Source organism: Caulobacter sp. NIBR2454 (genome assembly GCF_027474405.1).
GTDB lineage: Bacteria > Pseudomonadota > Alphaproteobacteria > Caulobacterales > Caulobacteraceae > Caulobacter.
In genome coordinates, this window is record NZ_CP114871.1 from 1,191,046 (window position 1) to 1,207,049 (window position 16,004).

The following is a 16,004-nucleotide window of genomic DNA, read 5'->3' on the forward strand; positions in this document are numbered from 1 at the left end:
CACATCACAACGTTCTATGCAGTAATTACTAGTCGTGGCATCATATTGCTAAGTTTGGGGGATGGGTCCGGCTAGTTGAACGAAATTTCCACGATAAGGCCGCGCTTTGGCCGCATCGTGCTCGCGCTTGAACCTTCGTTCGACCTGTCCGCGCTCAAGGTGCGGCCTGCCTCGCTGCAGTTGGTCGGTCCCGAAGGCTCCTGGCAGGTCGAGCATAAGGTGATGCAACTGCTGGTCGTTCTGGCCAAGGCGGAGGGCGCCGCCGTGGGCCGCGACGAGATCGTGGACGTATGCTGGGACGGGCGCATCATCTCGGAAGACGCCCTGAACCGCTGTGTCAGCCGTCTGCGAAAGGCCCTGCAAGCTGACCCGCGGCTGGCCGTCGAGGCGGTGCCCAAGATCGGCTATCGGCTCAAGATTCTGGAAGAGGCCGGGGCGGTCGCGCCCAAGACCAATCCCAACACCGTGACGCAAAAGCCGGCCCGCAGCCGGTGGCCCTGGCTGCTGGCGGGGGCGGTAGCGGGGGTTGCGCTGATCGCCGGCGGCGTGGCGCTCTATACGAGAGTGCAGCCACGCCCGGTGACGGCGGTCCAATCCTGGCAGATCATGACCAGCGAGGCGGAAGGGACGATCCGGCCGGCCCTGTCGCCTGACGGCGCGACGCTGATCTATTCGAGGGGGCGCAGCTCGCTGGATCTGTACATGCGGTCCACCCGCGATGGCGCGCCGGTCCGTCTGACATCGGACAGCGGCGACGAGTATTCGCCCGCCTGGTCGCCCAAGGGAGACCGCATCGCCTTCGTCAAAAGCGACGAGACCGGCGCGCCCTGCCGGATCATGGTCATGACGATTCCCGGCGGGGCAGCCCGGGAGGCGGGCCGCTGCGTCATCGATCCCGGCACGTCCCTGTCCTGGCTGGATGAGCGGACCCTGGTCTATGCCGACCGCACGGCGCCGCGCACGATCCGACGCATCCGGACGATGGATATCGAGACCGGCGCCACGGCCGATCTGTCGCGCCCTCGGGAGGGTCTGGCGGACCAGGACCCGCAAGTCTCACCCGACGGCCGCTCGGTGCTGTTTCGGCGCATCAAGAGCGTGGGGGTCGATGAACTGATCATCCACGACGTTCGCAGGAACGCGGAGCGGCCGCTGATCAACGACGGCGACGGCGTCTATGGCCTGGCCTGGACGCGCGATAGCCGGCAGGTGGTGTTCAGCTCGAACCGGGGCGGCGATCCGGGCCTGTGGGTGGCCGACGTGAACCGCCGCCGCGCGCCGCAACGCCTGAGCGTGGGTCTGATGGCGTTCGGGCGGATTTCCGCCGACGCAGGCGACCAGATCGCGGTCGAAATCCACAACCAGCGTTCACGGCTGGAGATCGCGCTGCCCGATGGGCTGCGGTCCGTCGATCCGGCCGAGGCGATGGATACGGATCCGGATGTGAATGTGCGGGGAAGCACCGCCTTCATCTCCAATCGCAGCGGCTCGCCCGAGCTCTGGGTCGCGCCGGATGGCGGCAAGGCGGTTCGGCTGACCCATCGGGGCGGCGGGGCGATGTACGACGTCCGATGGTCGCCGGACGGGCGCAAGATCGCCTTCATCGCCGTGGACGGCCGCAACACCGACATCTACGAGATCGGCGCCGACGGCTCGGGTCTTCGTCGCCGCACCAGCGACGGCAAGGCGAAAGCCAACGTGGTGTGGGGCGCGGACGGCCTGATCCGCTACATCCACGATGCGGCTGACGGTTCCCATGTGATGCGGGTCGAGGCCGACGGCTCGTCCCGTCCCGAACCGGGCGGCGAGGGTTGGCAGGTGATGCGGTCCTCGCCCGATGGCCGGCTCTATGGCTGGCGGCGGGAGGATCGGCGCCTGTGGGTTCTGACGCCGGGAGACCCGACGCCGCGTGAGGCCATCGCTGGCTTTCGGATGCAGGACCCGTACTGGGTGATCGGGCGGGACGGCGTCTATTTCCTGGCCAACGCTGGGCGGCAGGCGGGGCTGCGGTTCAGGCCATGGTCAGGGCCGGAGCGGGAGTTGCGGCGGCTGGACAATGTGGCGTGGACGTCGGACGTGGCCATCGATCCGCGCGACGACAGCTTCGTCTACGCCAATACCGGCGGTGAAGTTCGCGACATCGGACTGTTCAAACTGACGCGCTAGGGCCAGATCACAGTCTCGCGACAGTCTTGCGGGCTTTGCGAAGCAGCCTATACCTGAGCGCCAAGCTGGGCTTTGAGCGCGACAGTCGAACCGGCAGGCCCGATGTTCGGCGCCCCGTCTCGCTCCAGGCGAATGAGGGAGGGAAACCATGGCTGGGCTGCTTTCGAATTTCCGTAACACCATCATCCTGAGCTTCGTGCTCGCGCTGGTGATGATCGCAGGCTACGGCGCGCATGCGCCGGGCGGCTGGGACGCGATCTTCTGGCAGGCGGTGTTCCGCTGGCTGCACGTGTTCTTCGGCATCCTGTGGATCGGGCTGCTGTACTATTTCAACTTCGTCCAGATCCGCGTGATGCCCAATATCCCGGCCGAGCTGAAGCCGGCGGTCTCCAAGCACATCGCGCCGGAAGCGCTGTTCTGGTTCCGCTGGGCGGCGCTGCTGACGGTGATCATGGGCCTGGCCATCGCGGCCTCGCGCGGCATGGGCTACCTGACCGAGACCCTGACGCTGGGTTTCGCGGGCGGCTACACCGCCGGGCCGGGTGGCGACGCTTCGTACTCGATGATCGGCACCGGCATGTGGCTGGCGATCGTCATGTTCCTGAACGTGTGGGTGTTCATCTGGCCGAACCAGAAGATCGCCCTGGGCATCGTGGACGCTGACGCGGACGCCAAGGCCAAGGCCGCGCGCACCGCCATGCTTTTCAGCCGCACCAACCTGCTGCTGTCGATCCCGATGCTGGTCAGCATGACCATGAACCAGACGCTGTTCGGCTAAGCAGTCGGCGGCAAATCGTGTAGGGAAGGGCCCGCTCGCACCGAGCGGGCCTTTTCTTTTGAGCGATGACCGACCAGCCGCCGCCCCTCGACGACCTCGACGCCACCATCCGCCGGGTGGACCCCGACCGCTGGCTGTCCACCCGCTTCATCGCCGACGAGGCGGCGCGGGCGGCTGTGATCGCGCTCTATGCCTACAACTACGAGCTGGCCCGTGTGGCCGGCGGCGTGCGCGACGCGCTGATGGGTGAAATCCGCCTGACCTGGTGGCGCGAGGCGATGGAGGAGCTGCTGGAGGGGCGCCCCCCGCGTCGCCATCCGGTGGTCGAGGCGATCGCCAAGGCTCGCATCCCCTATGGCCCGCTGGTGGACATGGCCCAGGCGCGCCTGGCCGATCTTGATCCCCCGCCGGAAAACCGCGACCAGGGCCTGGCCTATATCGACGCCACGGCCGGGGCGGTGATGATGCTGGCGGCGATCCGCCTGGACCCGCAGGCTGATCCGCACGCCGTGAAAGGCGCGGCGCGGGCGTTCGGGATTTCGGGGCTGCATCGTCTGGGACGGCTGTGGCCCGACGCGGACGCGCGGGCCGAGACGGCGGCGGCGCTGAAGGACGCGCGGCGGCAGTTGAAGGGCTTGCCCGTGGCGGCGTTTCCGGCGGCGGCCTATGCGGCGCTGGCGGCGGGCTATGTGAAGGGCCGCGCGCCGACGGACTTCGAGAAGCGCGCGCGGGTGACGCTGGCGGTGATGACCGGGCGGGTTTGAAGCTGCGTGCGTCCTTCGAGACGCGGCCGGTTCGGCCGCTCCTCAGGATGACGGATTCAAAGCCAAACCACGCTCGTCATGCTGAGGAGCGCGCAGCGCGTCTCGAAGCACGCAACTAGGCCAGCCAGCCGTCCAGGTCCTGCAACGCCCGAACGCTCATCAGGCGCTTCTTGGCGCGGCCGCGTTCCTTGACCGGGACCTTCTTGCCTTCGCCGTCGACCTTGGGGGCCTCCATGGGCGGGAGCAGGCCGTAGTTGATGTTCATCGGCTGGAAGGAGCCTGAGCCGCCCTCCAGGTGACCGCCGGTGATGTGGGCGATCAGGGCGCCGAGGGCGGTGGTCGAGGGCGGTGCGAACAGCGTCTTGCCCAGCGCCTCGGCGGCGGCGAAACGGCCGGCCAGCAGGCCGACGGCAGCGCTTTCCACATAGCCCTCGACCCCGGTGACCTGGCCGGCGAAGCGCAGGCGCGGCGCGACCTTCAGGCGAAGCTGGTCGTCCAGCAGGCGGGGGCTGTTGATGAAGGTGTTGCGATGCAGGCCGCCCAGGCGCGCGAACTGGGCGTTCTCCAGTCCCGGGATCATGCGGAAAACGTCGGCCTGGACGCCGTGCTTCAGCTTGGTCTGGAAGCCGACCATGTTCCACAGGGTGCCAAGGGCGTTGTCCTGGCGCAGTTGGACGATGGCGTAGGCCTTGACCGTGGGGTTGTGAGCGTTGGTCAGGCCGACCGGCTTCATGGGGCCGTGGCGCAGGGTCTCGCGGCCGCGTTCGGCCATGACCTCGATCGGCAGGCAGCCGTCGAAATAGGGGACGTTCTCCCAGTCCTTGAACTCGGACTTCGGCCCGGTCAGCAGGGCGTCGATGAAGGCCTCGTACTGCGCCTTGTCCATCGGGCAGTTGATGTAGGCCGCCGCGTCGCCGCCGGGGCCTTCCTTGTCGTAGCGCGACTGGCGCCACGCCTTGGACATGTCGATGCTTTCCAGGTGAACGATCGGCGCGATGGCGTCGAAGAAGGACAACTGGCCCTCGCCGGTCGCATCCAGGATGGCCTGTGCCAACGCGGGGGAGGTGAGGGGGCCGGTGGCGACCACCACATTGTCCCAATCGGCGGGGGGCAGGCCGGCGATCTCCTCGCGCACGACGGTGATCAGGGGGTGATCGGTCAGGCGTTTGGTCACCGCGTCCGAGAAGCCGTCGCGGTCCACGGCCAGGGCGCCGCCGGCGGGCACCTGATGGGCGTCGCCGCAGCCCATGATGATCGAGTCGCAACGGCGCATCTCGGCGTGCAGCAGGCCCACCGCGTTGAACTCCCAGTCGTCCGAACGGAAGGAGTTGGAGCAGACCAGTTCGGCCAGGCCGTCGGTCTGGTGGGCGTCGGTGGTTATCTTTTGCGCGACCGCGTCGCTGTCTGCGCGCAGGGCGCCGCGCATCTCGTGCAGGATCACGCGAACGCCGGCCTGGGCGATCTGCCAGGCGGCTTCGGAACCGGCGAGGCCGCCGCCGACGACATGGATGGGCTTGTGGGTCATGGCGCGCTCTTTAAGCCGCATGCGTCCGCGACGAAAGCACCCTCGCTATCGGATCGACGACACGCTAAGGCAGGAGGACTGGCCAAGGCTTGGCTGTAGAAGGATTTGCCCATGGCGCCCGTGCGCCTGAATATCGGTGAGGCCGTCGGTGAGGCGGTGCGTTTCTGGAGCCGTTCCTGGCGCCATGCGGCGGGCCCGCTGGGCGTCGCCGCCCTGAGCCTGATCGTCTATTCCACCGCTTCCATTCCGCTGCTCATGGGCGCGGCATACGGCCTCTATGTGGTCGCCACCCTGATGGCGCAGGGTGCGCTGTTCCGGGTCGCCTTCGCCGATCGTCTGGGCGTCGCGACCGCCGCCAAGCCCGCTCCGATGGCGGGTCTGCAGTGGGGTCCGATGGAGGGGCGGCTGGCCGTGACCCTTATCCTGATGGCGATCCTGTTCGCCATCGTCATCGCCGTGGGCGTCATCCTGCTGGCGGCGATCACCGTGGGTCTGGCCGCGCGTGGCGGGCCGGTGGACTACACCTCCGCCGACTCCATCGCCAAGGCCATGGGTCCGGGCGGCGGGCTGATCATGACCCTTGTCCTGCTGGCGGCCCTGATCGGTCTGGCGTGGCTGTCGATCCGACTGAGCCTGGCGCTGCCGGCTACGGCGGCGGAGGGCAAGGTTCGCCTGATCAGCACCTGGGACCTGACCAAGGGCAACGCCTGGCGCATCTTCGTCGCCTATCTGGTGATCAGCGCGCCCGTGCTGTTGGTCACGGTTGTCGCGACGCTCGTCGCGGAAGGACGTCCCGATCCCGCGTCCAGCCGTATATGGCTCAACGCCGCGGGCAGCGCGGTGGCGGTGGTGTTCTATCTGCCGATCACCGTGGGCCTGGTGTCCCATATCTATCGTCGCCTGAGCACGCCTGGAGCCGCCGCCTGATGTCGAAGTTCTCGTCCTCCGACGCGGCTTTCGAAGGTTTCCGCCTAGCGCGGCATCACCCGCGCGCGGTGCTGATCTGGGCCGGGGCGTCTTTCCTGACGACCATCGCGGTGGGCGTGCTAACCGCGCTGCTGTTCACAGGTTCGCTGGCCAAGGCGGGGGGCGACATCGACCCGGCCGACGCGGCCCTGACGCTGGACCTGGTGCGCGACGCGCTGATCAGCCTGCTGCTGGGGCTGATGATCATCTCGGTCTATCTGAACGCGGTCTATCGCGCGGTTCTGAAGAGCGACGACTTCCACGAGGATCGCTACGGCTATCTGCGCGTCGGCCGCGAGGAGCTGCGCACGGCGGGGGCGGTGGTGCTCTATGGCCTGATCTTCATCGGTCTGACCTTCGTGGTCAGCCTGGGGGCCAGCATTCTCTACAGCCTCGCCACCCTGACGGGGCCGGCGCTGGGCCTGCTGGTGGTGGTGATCGCCCTGGCGGTGTTCTTCATCTTCATCTTCTGCTGGGTGCGGCTGACCCTGGCTCTGCCGATGACCTTCGACCGGGGGAAGATGAGCTTTCGCGACTCGTGGCGGCTGAGCCGGGGCTGGTTCTGGCCGCTGCTGGGAATGAAGATCCTGACCTTCGCCATCACGGCGGTGGTGATCCTGACGATCTTCATCGTCGCCGTCGCCGTGGCGGCGATCGCGTCGGGCGGCGACCTGCGCGAGATGATGCAGGGCTTCAACGACGACACCCCGACCCTGGCCAGCTATCTCAACCCGCTGACCCTGACCTACCTGTTGCTGAGCGCGGCGGTGGGGGCGTTGCAGAACGCGCTGCTCTACGGCCCCTCGGCCCACGCCTACAGAGTGATCACGAAGGTCGAGGCCGAGCGCGAGGCGGCGGCGCTCGCGGCCTAGGCCACGGCGCTGGGGCGGGCCGATGCCCGCTCGCGCCAGGCTTTCAGGTTCTCCAGGCCCTCGGGCGGCTCAAGCCCGACGAAGCCGGCGAAATCGACCGTGCTGAGCGCGACGATGTCGGCCATGGAATAGGCCTCGCCCGCGATCCACGTCTTTCCGGCCAGCTCGCGGTCCAGCCATTTCAGCGCGCGCTCCACCAGCGGACGGTTGGATTCTCCGAACGTCGTGTGCTGCTCCAGCAACTGAGCCGTGAACGGGTGGGCGTGGCGCCAGAACATGCCGGTGGGGATCAGCAGCTGAAACTCCACCCGGCGGATCCACATATCGATCTGCGCCTGCTCCAGGCCGGTGCGGCCGAACAGCGGCGGCTCCGGGTAAAGGCTTTCCAGATAGCGGCAAATGGAGACGCTCTCGGACAGGGTGGTCCCGTCGTCGAGCTCCAGCGTCGGCAGCTGGCCCAGGCTGTTGCGGGCGCGGTGCTCGGACGACTTGTGTTCGCCCTTGCGCATGTCCACCCGGATTTCGGGCAGGTCGACGCCCTTCTCGGCCAGGAACATCCGTACACGGCGCGGATTGGGGGCCGGCATGCGTTCGCCGTAGAGCTTCATGAGGACATCCTCCATCGACCGCTCTGTCGGCGGTTCAAACAGATGTTAGAGGTGTAAGGCCTTGAACTGCAAGGCTTCGCCTTGACCGGTACGGTTTTGGCCTATGCTGGGGGCATACCTGCTGGCGCCGGAACGGGCGGTCACGGACTGATCGCCTGAAGATTCTGCTTTTATGGCGTTGATGGCCTGATCAAGGCGCGGGATTTGTTCGAGGAGAAAAGAACAAAGGGGAAACAAATTGGCGCAGCTGTCGGTGGGGGAGGTGGGGTTCGCGGGGCTGTCCTTGGCCCGGCGCAATCCGAAGCTGGTGCTTCAGTGGGCGGTGGTGCTGACGATCCTGAACCTGACGCAGGGCGTGCTCTTTCAGGTGATCCATTCGAACTCGGACGATGTCCGACAGATCACAATGGCGTTTACGCTTCTAGGCCGTCTTGGAATCGCGATCTTCGCTGTCGGATGCTTCCGGCTGGTCTTGCAGCCAGGTAGCCGTCGATGGGCGGGCTTGCAGTTCGGGCGGGATGAAGTCCGATACGTGGTCGCCTTCTTCCTCAGCATGTTATCCGCTGTCGCGGGCGGAGTTGTCGTGAGCTGTGTGCTAGGTGGCGCTTTATGGATGATCGCCAGCCTGAGCGGCCATGTCGAAGGGCTGCAGACCGCCTTGGGGGTAGTCGTTCTGATCGTTGCTCTTGGTGGAGCGGTCTATTGCGGTGTGCGCCTTTCGCTCGTTCCGCCATCCGCCTTCGCTCACAAGCGGATCAATTTGTTTGAAAGCTGGTTGCTGACCAAAGGGCGCTTCTGGTCGCTGTTCTGGACGCTCTTGGCGCCATGGCCGTTAATCGTTCTGGCGATTGCTCCCGGGCACTTGGTGTTCTGGCTTATCGAAAGGCCTGCGGGCGGGCTGTCTGGGCTTCTGCTCAGCGGGGTTCCTGGAAGTATTTTCTCGACAGCTTCACTGGTCGCTACACCCCTGCTCGCTCTCGCCGGCGCTGTGAACATGCTGCTCATGTTCGCGCCAGCCGCCGAAGCTTATCGACGGCTGGCCCTTGGGACAGGAGATGGAAGCAAAGCGGGCTAGGCCCGCTTCGTCTTCAGGGCTTTCACGCGTTCCTTGCGGCGTTCCTCGTGGCGGGCGAGGACGTCCTTGAGGTAGCGGCCGGTCCAACTGGCCTCGGTTCCGGCGACCTTTTCGGGGCTGCCGACGGCCACCACCTCGCCGCCGCCGTCGCCGCCTTCGGGGCCGAAGTCGATCAGCCAGTCGGCGGTCTTCACCACGTCGAGATTGTGCTCGATGACCACGACGGTGTTGCCCTGGTCGACCAGTTCATGGAGCACTTCCAGCAGCTTCTTGGTGTCCTCGAAGTGCAGGCCGGTGGTGGGCTCGTCGAGGATGTAGAGGGTGCGGCCGGTGGCGCGGCGCGACAGTTCCTTGGACAGCTTCACGCGCTGGGCCTCGCCGCCGGACAGGGTCGTCGCCTGCTGGCCGACCTTGATGTAGCTGAGGCCGACGCGCTTTAGCGTCTCCATCTTGTCGCGGATCGGGGGCACGGCCTTGAAGAAGTCGGCGGCCTCTTCGACGGTCATGTCGAGGATGTCGGCGATGGTCTTGCCCTTGAACAGAACCTCCAGCGTCTCGCGGTTGTAGCGCTGGCCCTTGCAGACGTCGCAGGTGACATAGACGTCCGGCAGGAAGTGCATCTCGATCTTGATGACGCCGTCGCCCTGGCAGGCCTCGCAGCGGCCGCCCTTGACGTTGAAGCTGAAGCGGCCGGGGCCGTAGCCGCGGGCCTTGGACTCCGGCAACTGGGCGAACCAGTCGCGGATCGGGCCGAAGGCGCCGGTATAGGTGGCCGGGTTCGAGCGCGGGGTGCGGCCGATCGGGCTTTGGTCGATGTCGATGACCTTGTCGAAGTGCTCCAGCCCTTCGATCCGCTCGTGCGGCGCCGGGGCGTCGCTGGCGTTGTTCAGACGGCGCGCGGCGGCCTTGTACAGGGTCTCGATGGTGAAGGTGGACTTGCCGCCGCCCGACACCCCGGTGATGCAGGTGAAGGTCCCAACGGGGATTTCAGCCGTGACGCCCTTGAGGTTGTTGCCGGTGGCGCCGATGACCTTCAGCCGGTTCTTGCCGATGGGGCGGCGGTCCTCGGGCACCTCGATCTCGCGCGCGCCCGTCAGGTACTGGCCGGTGACGCTTTTGGGGTTGGCCATGATGTCGGCGGGCTTGCCTTGGGCGACGATCTCGCCGCCGTGGACGCCGGCGGCCGGGCCCATGTCGATGACGTAGTCGGCAGTAAGGATCGCTTCCTCGTCGTGCTCGACCACCAGCACCGAATTGCCCAGGTCCCGCAGGCCCTGGAGGCTGGTGAGCAGGCGAGTGTTGTCGCGCTGGTGCAGGCCGATGGACGGCTCGTCCAGCACGTAGAGGACGCCGGTCAGACCCGAGCCGATCTGGCTGGCCAGACGGATGCGCTGGCTCTCGCCGCCGGACAGGGTGCCCGAGCCGCGCGACAGGTTGAGATAGTCCAGGCCCACGTCGACCAGGAACCGCAGGCGGTCGTTGATCTCCTTCAGGATCCGCCGGGCGATCTCCATGTTCTTGTCGGAGAGCTGGCCCTCGAGGCTGGCGAACCAGTCGCGGGCCGGACGGATGGCCAGGCCCGAGACCTCCGAGATGTTCTTACCGGCGATCTTCACCGCCAGGGCTTCGGGCTTCAGGCGCGCGCCGTGGCAGGCCTCGCACGGGGTGTCGGACTGATAGCGGCCCAGCTCTTCGCGGACCCACGAGCTGTCGGTCTCGCGCCAGCGGCGCTCCAGGTTCGGCAGCACGCCCTCGAAGGGTTTGACCACCTCGTATTTGCGGGCGTTGTCGTCATAGACGAACTTGATCTTGTCGCCGCCCGAGCCTTGCAGGACTACGTCGCGGGCCTTCTGCGGCAGCTTGTGCCACGGGTCGTCCATCGAGAAGCCGTAGTGGCGCGACAGGGCCTGCAGGGTCTGGGTGTAGAGCGGCGAGGGGCCGCGCGACCAGGGCGAAACCGCGCCCTTGTGCAAGGACTTGTCCTTATCGGGGATGACGAGGTCGGCGTCGAAGGCCAGCTTGGCGCCCAGGCCGTCGCAGACCGGGCAGGCGCCGGCCGGATTGTTGAACGAGAACAGGCGTGGCTCGATCTCGGCGATGGTGAAGCCGCTGACCGGGCAGGCGAAGCGCTCGGAGAACAGCAGGCGCTGCGGCTCGGCTTCGCCTTCCTTGGCGTCGGCCCATTCGGCGACGGCGATGCCGTCGGCCAAGCGCAGGGCGGTCTCGATGGAGTCGGCGTAGCGGCTCTCAAGCCCGCCCTTGGTGACCAGGCGGTCCACGACGATGTCGATGTCGTGCTTGAATTTCTTGTCGAGAACCGGCGCGTCCTCGATCGGATAGAACTGTCCGTCGATCTTCAGGCGCTGGAAGCCGGCCTTCTGCCACTCGGCGATTTCCTTGCGGTATTCGCCCTTGCGGTCGCGGACCACGGGGGCCAGCAGATAGAGGCGCTCGCCATCGGGCAGAGCGATCAGCTTGTCGACCATCTGGCTGACCGTCTGGCTTTCGATCGGCAGGCCGGTGGCCGGCGAATAGGGGATGCCGACCCGCGCCCACAGCAGGCGCATGTAGTCGTGGATCTCCGTCACCGTACCGACGGTGGAGCGGGGATTCTTCGAGGTCGTCTTCTGCTCGATGGAGATGGCGGGGGACAGGCCTTCGATCAGGTCCACGTCCGGCTTGCTCATCAGCTCCAGGAACTGGCGGGCGTAGGCAGAAAGGCTCTCCACATAGCGGCGCTGACCCTCGGCGTAGATGGTGTCGAAGGCGAGCGAGCTCTTGCCCGAGCCCGACAGGCCGGTGAGCACCACCAGCTCCCCACGGGGAATGTCGACGCTGACGTCCTTGAGATTGTGCTCACGGGCGCCGCGAACGCGGATGAAGTTCAGTTGTTCAGCCATGGATTCCGGAAACGCAGAGAGCCGCAGGGAGGGTGCGGCGCGACAACGATATGTAGTGCGCAGATGGCTGATTAATACAAGAACAAGGTGAGAACAAACGCCACCCTGCTGACAGCATGGTGTCAGCAGGCTTGTCAGCAGCGTGGCGGGGCGGCTTCCGAGGCCTATACAGCGCGCTCAATCCGGGCGGCGTAGCAGCCTCGGCGGGCGTTGTGGACGTGCAGGTAGGCGGTCTGGGAATCAGCGAGCAGGCGCTGGATGAGCGGCTCCAGATCGACGCCCTCGACCACATCGGCGTCGCGCATCATGCCCTGGGCGTCGAAGGCGCGGACGGACAGCAGCCGGACGCAAAGTTGCTCGGGAATCTCGTTTTCGAAATGCGCGGCGGGACGGTCCGATTCGCGCACGAATATGGCATGGCGACCGCGATAGGGCGTGTCGGCGCCCTGATACTCGTGATTCAGCAGCAGGACGGTCTCGCCGGGCTCGGCGTCTTCCAGGCTGATCCGGCAGGGAAAGCCCGGCTTTTCGTCCGCGGTCATGCGGATGACGCCAGCTGCCGCGAGGGCGGTTTCTGACAGGCCGAAGAGGTGACGGAAGGGATCGGGCGAAAGGCCGGTGACGACGTAGGACATGGGAGGCTCCGTTGGCTTGGCCTTCGTGTCCTGCATGCCGTGCGCGGGCGCGACCCGATCCTTGCGGTTTGCGGCCAGCGACCGGCTGGCCTATATCCGCCTCCAGTCCATCAAGGAGGCCACGGCCATGATCAGCTCTGGAAACGACCGCTTCGTCCTTTCCTCAATGCTGCTCGCAGGTCGCCATGCCCGCCTTTCTCACCCTGGACAATCTCGCCGCCCGCACGCCTGACGGCCGGCCTCTCTTTGACAACCTGACCCTGGCCTTCGGGCCGGAGCGCACTGGACTTGTCGGCCGCAACGGCGTCGGCAAGACGACTCTGCTGCGCCTGATCGCCGGGGAGGCGACGCCCGCCGCCGGCTCTATCGGTGTGAGCGGGCGGATCAGCGTGTTGCGCCAGACCCTGACGCCGGAGCCGGGCGCAACGGTGGCTGACCTGCTGGGTGTGGCCGACGATCTGGAGCGTCTCGCCCGCATCGAGGCGGGGGAGGGTGACCAGGCCGATTTCGCCGAGGCGGACTGGACCCTGCCGGCGCGGCTGGCCCAGGCCCTGGGCGAGGTTGGGCTGGACGGGATCGATCCGGCGCGGCCCGCTGCGTCCTTGAGCGGCGGGCAGGCGACCCGCGCGGGCCTAGCGCGACTGCTGGTGGAGGCCCCGGACCTGATCCTGCTGGACGAGCCGACCAACAATCTGGATGCCGAAGGGCGCGCCCTTGTCGTCCAGGTGCTGCGCGGCTGGCGGGGCGGGGCGCTGGTGATCAGCCATGACCGCGCCCTGCTGCGTGAGATGGACCGGATCGTCGAGCTCTCCAGCCTGGGGGCCAGGGTCTATGGCGGAAGCTACGACCTCTACGCCGCCCGCAAGGCCGAGGAACAGGCGGCGGCGGAGCGTGACCTGGCCTCGGCCGAGCGCGAGACCGACCGCGTGGCGCGTGAGGCGCAGGCGGCGCGGGAGAAGAAGGCCCGCCGCGACGCCGCCGGCCAGCGCTTCGCCGCCAAGGGCGGGACGCCAAAGATCATGCTCGGCGCCATGGCCGAGCGGGCGGAGAACAGCGGCGCGCAGGGCGAGCGCCTGGCCGAACGCCTGCGAGGCGTCGCGGCCGAACGGCTGGAGAGCGCGCGCGAGCGGGTGGAGCAAGTGCGGGAGCTGGGCTTTTCCCTGCCGTCCACGGGCTTGCCGGCGGGACGGATGGTTCTGGCGCTGGAAGATGTGTCGTTCGGCTATGGCGAGACGACGATCCTGAGCGACGTGTCGTTGCGCATCACCGGGCCGGAGCGCGTGGCCGTGGTGGGGCCCAACGGCCGGGGCAAGACCACCTTGCTGAGGCTGGCGGCAGGTGAGCTGGAGACGACGGCGGGAGCCGTCATGCGTGGCGGGTCGGCGGCGCTGCTGGACCAGAAGACCGCTGTGCTGGACGACGACCAGACCATCCTGGAGAACTTCCAGCGGCTCAATCCGCAGGCCAGCGTTAACGACGCCCATGCGGCGCTGGCGCGGTTCCTGTTCCGCAACGTCGCGGCCAAGCAGATCGCGGGCACGCTGAGCGGCGGCGAGCGATTAAGGGCGGCTCTGGCCTGCGTGCTGGCGCGGAGCGAGCCGCCGCAACTTCTGATCCTGGACGAGCCGACCAACCACCTGGACCTGGCCAGCATCGCCGCGATCGAGACGGCGCTGTCGGCCTATGACGGCGCGATGCTGGTGGTCAGCCACGACACGGACTTCCTGGCGGCGATCGGGGTGGAGCGGCGGATCGAGCTATGAGGCGCCGCGCCGCGGCAAGGCTGGCATGTGACCGGGATTTTCCGGTCCCGCCACCGCTATCGCGCCGGCCAGAACCTGCTAGCGTCCGCGCCCATTGTGTCTTTGCATGAGGAAAACGAGATGCGGCTTTCGCGGCGTGACTTTGGATTTGGGGCGGCTGCGGCGGCGTTGACGCCCGCCCTGGCGGCGGCTCAGTCGGCGGACCTGGACAAGCAACTCACCGCCTTCCTCGACGCCGCGTTCGAGCAGGATCTGGCGATGGACCCCGAGCGCCTGACGCGTCTGGGCCGCAAGACCGCGAACGACCAGCTAACCGACCGCAGCGACGCCGCCATGGCCAGGCGCCTGGCCTGGCGCAAGCAGAACGTGGCGGAGATGAAGCGCCGGTTCGACCCCAACGCCCTGGGGGAGGACGCCCGCACCTCTTTCGAGATGTGGGAGCTGGAGCTGAGCCGCGCCGAGGAGTCCAACCGCTGGCGGGGGCACTCCTATGTCTTCGATCGCGGGGGACCGCACACCAGCTTCCCCAACTTCATGATCAACACCCACCGGGTCGATACGCCAGCCGACATGCAGGCCTATGTGGCGCGTGTCGCCGCCATCGGTCCGGCTCTGGACGTTCAGCTGGACCGCGCCAAGCGCGCGGCGGCGGCGGGCGTGCGCATGCCGCGCTTTTCCTATGACCAGTCGGCGGAGGAAGTGCGGCGCCTGCTGACTGGCGCGCCGTTCGGCGGCGAGGGCGTCACGGCGCTGTTCGCGGACGCCAAGGCCAAGACGACCAAGCTGAAGGCGGACGGCAAGATCGACGACGCCCAGGCCGCGGCCTTCGACAAGGCGGTCGCCGACGCCATGACCGGCAAGATGAAGCCGGCCTATGACCGTTTAGCCGCGTGGCTGGCGGCTGACCGCGCGAACACCTCGGCCGAGCCGCAAGGAGCTGGGGCCCTGCCGGATGGCGTGGCCTACTACAACGCCATGCTGCGCCAGCAGACGACGACGGACATGACGGCAGACCAGATCCACGATCTGGGCCTGGCGGAGGTCGCTCGTATCCGGGGCGAGATGGAGACGCTTAAAGCCAAGATCGGCTTCAAGGGCACGCTGGAGGAGTTCTTCGTCTTCATGCGCACAGACGACCGCTTCTATGTCAGCAATGACGATGCGGGCCGGGCGCGTTACCTGAAGTTGTCCGAGGATTATCTGGCGGCCATGAAGGCCAAGCTGCCGGAGTATTTCGGGCGGCTTCCGAAGTCCGACCTGATCGTCAAGCGCGTCGAGGCCTTCCGGGAAGAGCCGGGCGGCGCGGCGCACTACAGCTCCGGCGCTCCGGACGGCTCGCGGCCTGGGGTGTTCTACGTCCACCTGTCGGACGTGCGGGCGACGCCGATCTACGAGATCGAGGGCACCAGCTACCACGAGGGGTGGCCAGGCCATCACATGCAGATCTCGCTGGCCCAGGAGATGACCGGCGTGCCGGTGTTCCGCACCCAGACCGGCTACGGCGCCTATGTCGAGGGTTGGGGGCTGTACGTGGAGCTGCTGGCCAAGGAGGCGGGCTTCTACCAGGACCTCTATAGCGACTTCGGCCGGCTGGGCCGCGAGATCTGGCGCGCGATCCGCCTGGTGGTCGACACGGGCATCCACGCCAAGGGCTGGAGCGAGGCCAAGGCGCTGGAGTTCTACACCGCCAACTCGCCGCAGCCGGTGGGCAAGATTCGCTCGGAGATCCGCCGCTACTTCGTCAATCCGGGGCAGGCGACCTCGTACAAGGTCGGGATGGTCAAGATCCTGGCCCTGCGTCAGGAAGCCCGGCAGGCCCTGGGCGATCGCTTCGACCAGCGTGGGTTCCACGACACGGTCCTGAGCGCCGGCGCCCTGCCGCTGTCGGTGCTAGAGACCCGCGTCCGTCGCTGGGTGGCGCGCAGCAAGGCGTAGGCGAAGTCGCCACGCGC

General features: G+C 67.3%; 12 protein-coding genes. 8 read left to right on the forward strand and 4 right to left on the reverse strand.

The window, feature by feature from the left end; all coding sequences use genetic code 11:
- Window positions 1–75 precede the first annotated feature (75 nt).
- The 3 genes from O5K31_RS05855 (at window position 76) to O5K31_RS05865 (ending at window position 3,708) form a co-directional block, all read left to right on the forward strand.
- Window positions 76–2,166, forward strand: a complete 2,091-nt coding sequence (locus tag O5K31_RS05855; protein ID WP_269716375.1) for a winged helix-turn-helix domain-containing protein — start codon at window positions 76–78, stop codon at window positions 2,164–2,166.
- A gap of 148 nt (window positions 2,167–2,314) precedes the next feature.
- The gene (locus O5K31_RS05860) at window positions 2,315–2,944 is read left to right on the forward strand and encodes a hypothetical protein (protein ID WP_269716376.1); all 630 of its coding nucleotides are present in this window, start codon (window positions 2,315–2,317) and stop codon (window positions 2,942–2,944) included.
- Between the two features lie 65 nt (window positions 2,945–3,009).
- Window positions 3,010–3,708 (forward strand): squalene/phytoene synthase family protein, encoded by a 699-nt coding sequence (locus O5K31_RS05865; protein WP_269716377.1) that lies wholly within the window; start codon window positions 3,010–3,012, stop codon window positions 3,706–3,708.
- A gap of 115 nt (window positions 3,709–3,823) precedes the next feature.
- Here O5K31_RS05865 and trmFO read toward each other — a convergent pair whose 3' ends face one another.
- Window positions 3,824–5,233 carry a methylenetetrahydrofolate--tRNA-(uracil(54)-C(5))-methyltransferase (FADH(2)-oxidizing) TrmFO gene (gene trmFO, locus O5K31_RS05870; protein WP_269716378.1) on the reverse strand — a complete coding sequence of 470 codons (1,410 nt, stop codon included), beginning with the start codon at window positions 5,231–5,233 and terminating at the stop codon, window positions 3,824–3,826.
- A 111-nt stretch (window positions 5,234–5,344) separates the two neighbouring features.
- On the opposite strand from trmFO, the gene O5K31_RS05875 reads away from it, so the two are divergent.
- Together O5K31_RS05875 and O5K31_RS05880 are read left to right on the forward strand one after the other, a co-directional pair.
- Entirely contained in the window at window positions 5,345–6,160 is an 816-nt protein-coding gene (locus tag O5K31_RS05875; RefSeq protein ID WP_269716379.1) for a hypothetical protein, read from the forward strand.
- Entirely contained in the window at window positions 6,160–7,071 is a 912-nt protein-coding gene (locus O5K31_RS05880; protein ID WP_269716380.1) for a hypothetical protein, read from the forward strand. Before O5K31_RS05875 ends, O5K31_RS05880 begins: the two co-directional genes overlap by 1 nt.
- On the opposite strand, the gene O5K31_RS05885 is transcribed toward O5K31_RS05880, so the two are convergent.
- A complete protein-coding gene (locus O5K31_RS05885) occupies window positions 7,068–7,679 on the reverse strand; it encodes a glutathione S-transferase family protein (RefSeq protein ID WP_269717006.1) in 612 nt (203 codons plus the stop codon). The genes O5K31_RS05880 and O5K31_RS05885 overlap by 4 nt on opposite strands.
- Window positions 7,680–7,917: 238 nt before the next feature.
- Here O5K31_RS05885 and O5K31_RS05890 point away from each other — a divergent pair, with 238 nt between their 5' ends.
- Window positions 7,918–8,754, forward strand: coding sequence for a hypothetical protein (locus O5K31_RS05890; protein WP_269716381.1), 837 nt, complete (start codon window positions 7,918–7,920; stop codon window positions 8,752–8,754).
- Here O5K31_RS05890 and uvrA read toward each other — a convergent pair.
- A complete protein-coding gene (gene uvrA / locus O5K31_RS05895) occupies window positions 8,751–11,654 on the reverse strand; it encodes an excinuclease ABC subunit UvrA (RefSeq protein ID WP_269716382.1) in 2,904 nt (967 codons plus the stop codon). The two genes, O5K31_RS05890 and uvrA, sit on opposite strands and share 4 nt — an antisense overlap.
- Window positions 11,655–11,818: 164 nt before the next feature.
- Complete coding sequence (locus O5K31_RS05900) at window positions 11,819–12,289, reverse strand: DUF1203 domain-containing protein (protein WP_269716383.1); 471 nt, start codon at window positions 12,287–12,289, stop codon at window positions 11,819–11,821.
- Between the two features lie 185 nt (window positions 12,290–12,474).
- On the opposite strand from O5K31_RS05900, the gene O5K31_RS05905 reads away from it, so the two are divergent.
- Together O5K31_RS05905 and O5K31_RS05910 are read left to right on the forward strand one after the other, a co-directional pair.
- Complete coding sequence (locus O5K31_RS05905; protein ID WP_269716384.1) at window positions 12,475–14,052, forward strand: ABC-F family ATP-binding cassette domain-containing protein; 1,578 nt, start codon at window positions 12,475–12,477, stop codon at window positions 14,050–14,052.
- A gap of 120 nt (window positions 14,053–14,172) precedes the next feature.
- Window positions 14,173–15,987, forward strand: coding sequence for a DUF885 domain-containing protein (locus O5K31_RS05910; protein ID WP_269716385.1), 1,815 nt, complete (start codon window positions 14,173–14,175; stop codon window positions 15,985–15,987).
- Window positions 15,988–16,004 lie beyond the last annotated feature (17 nt).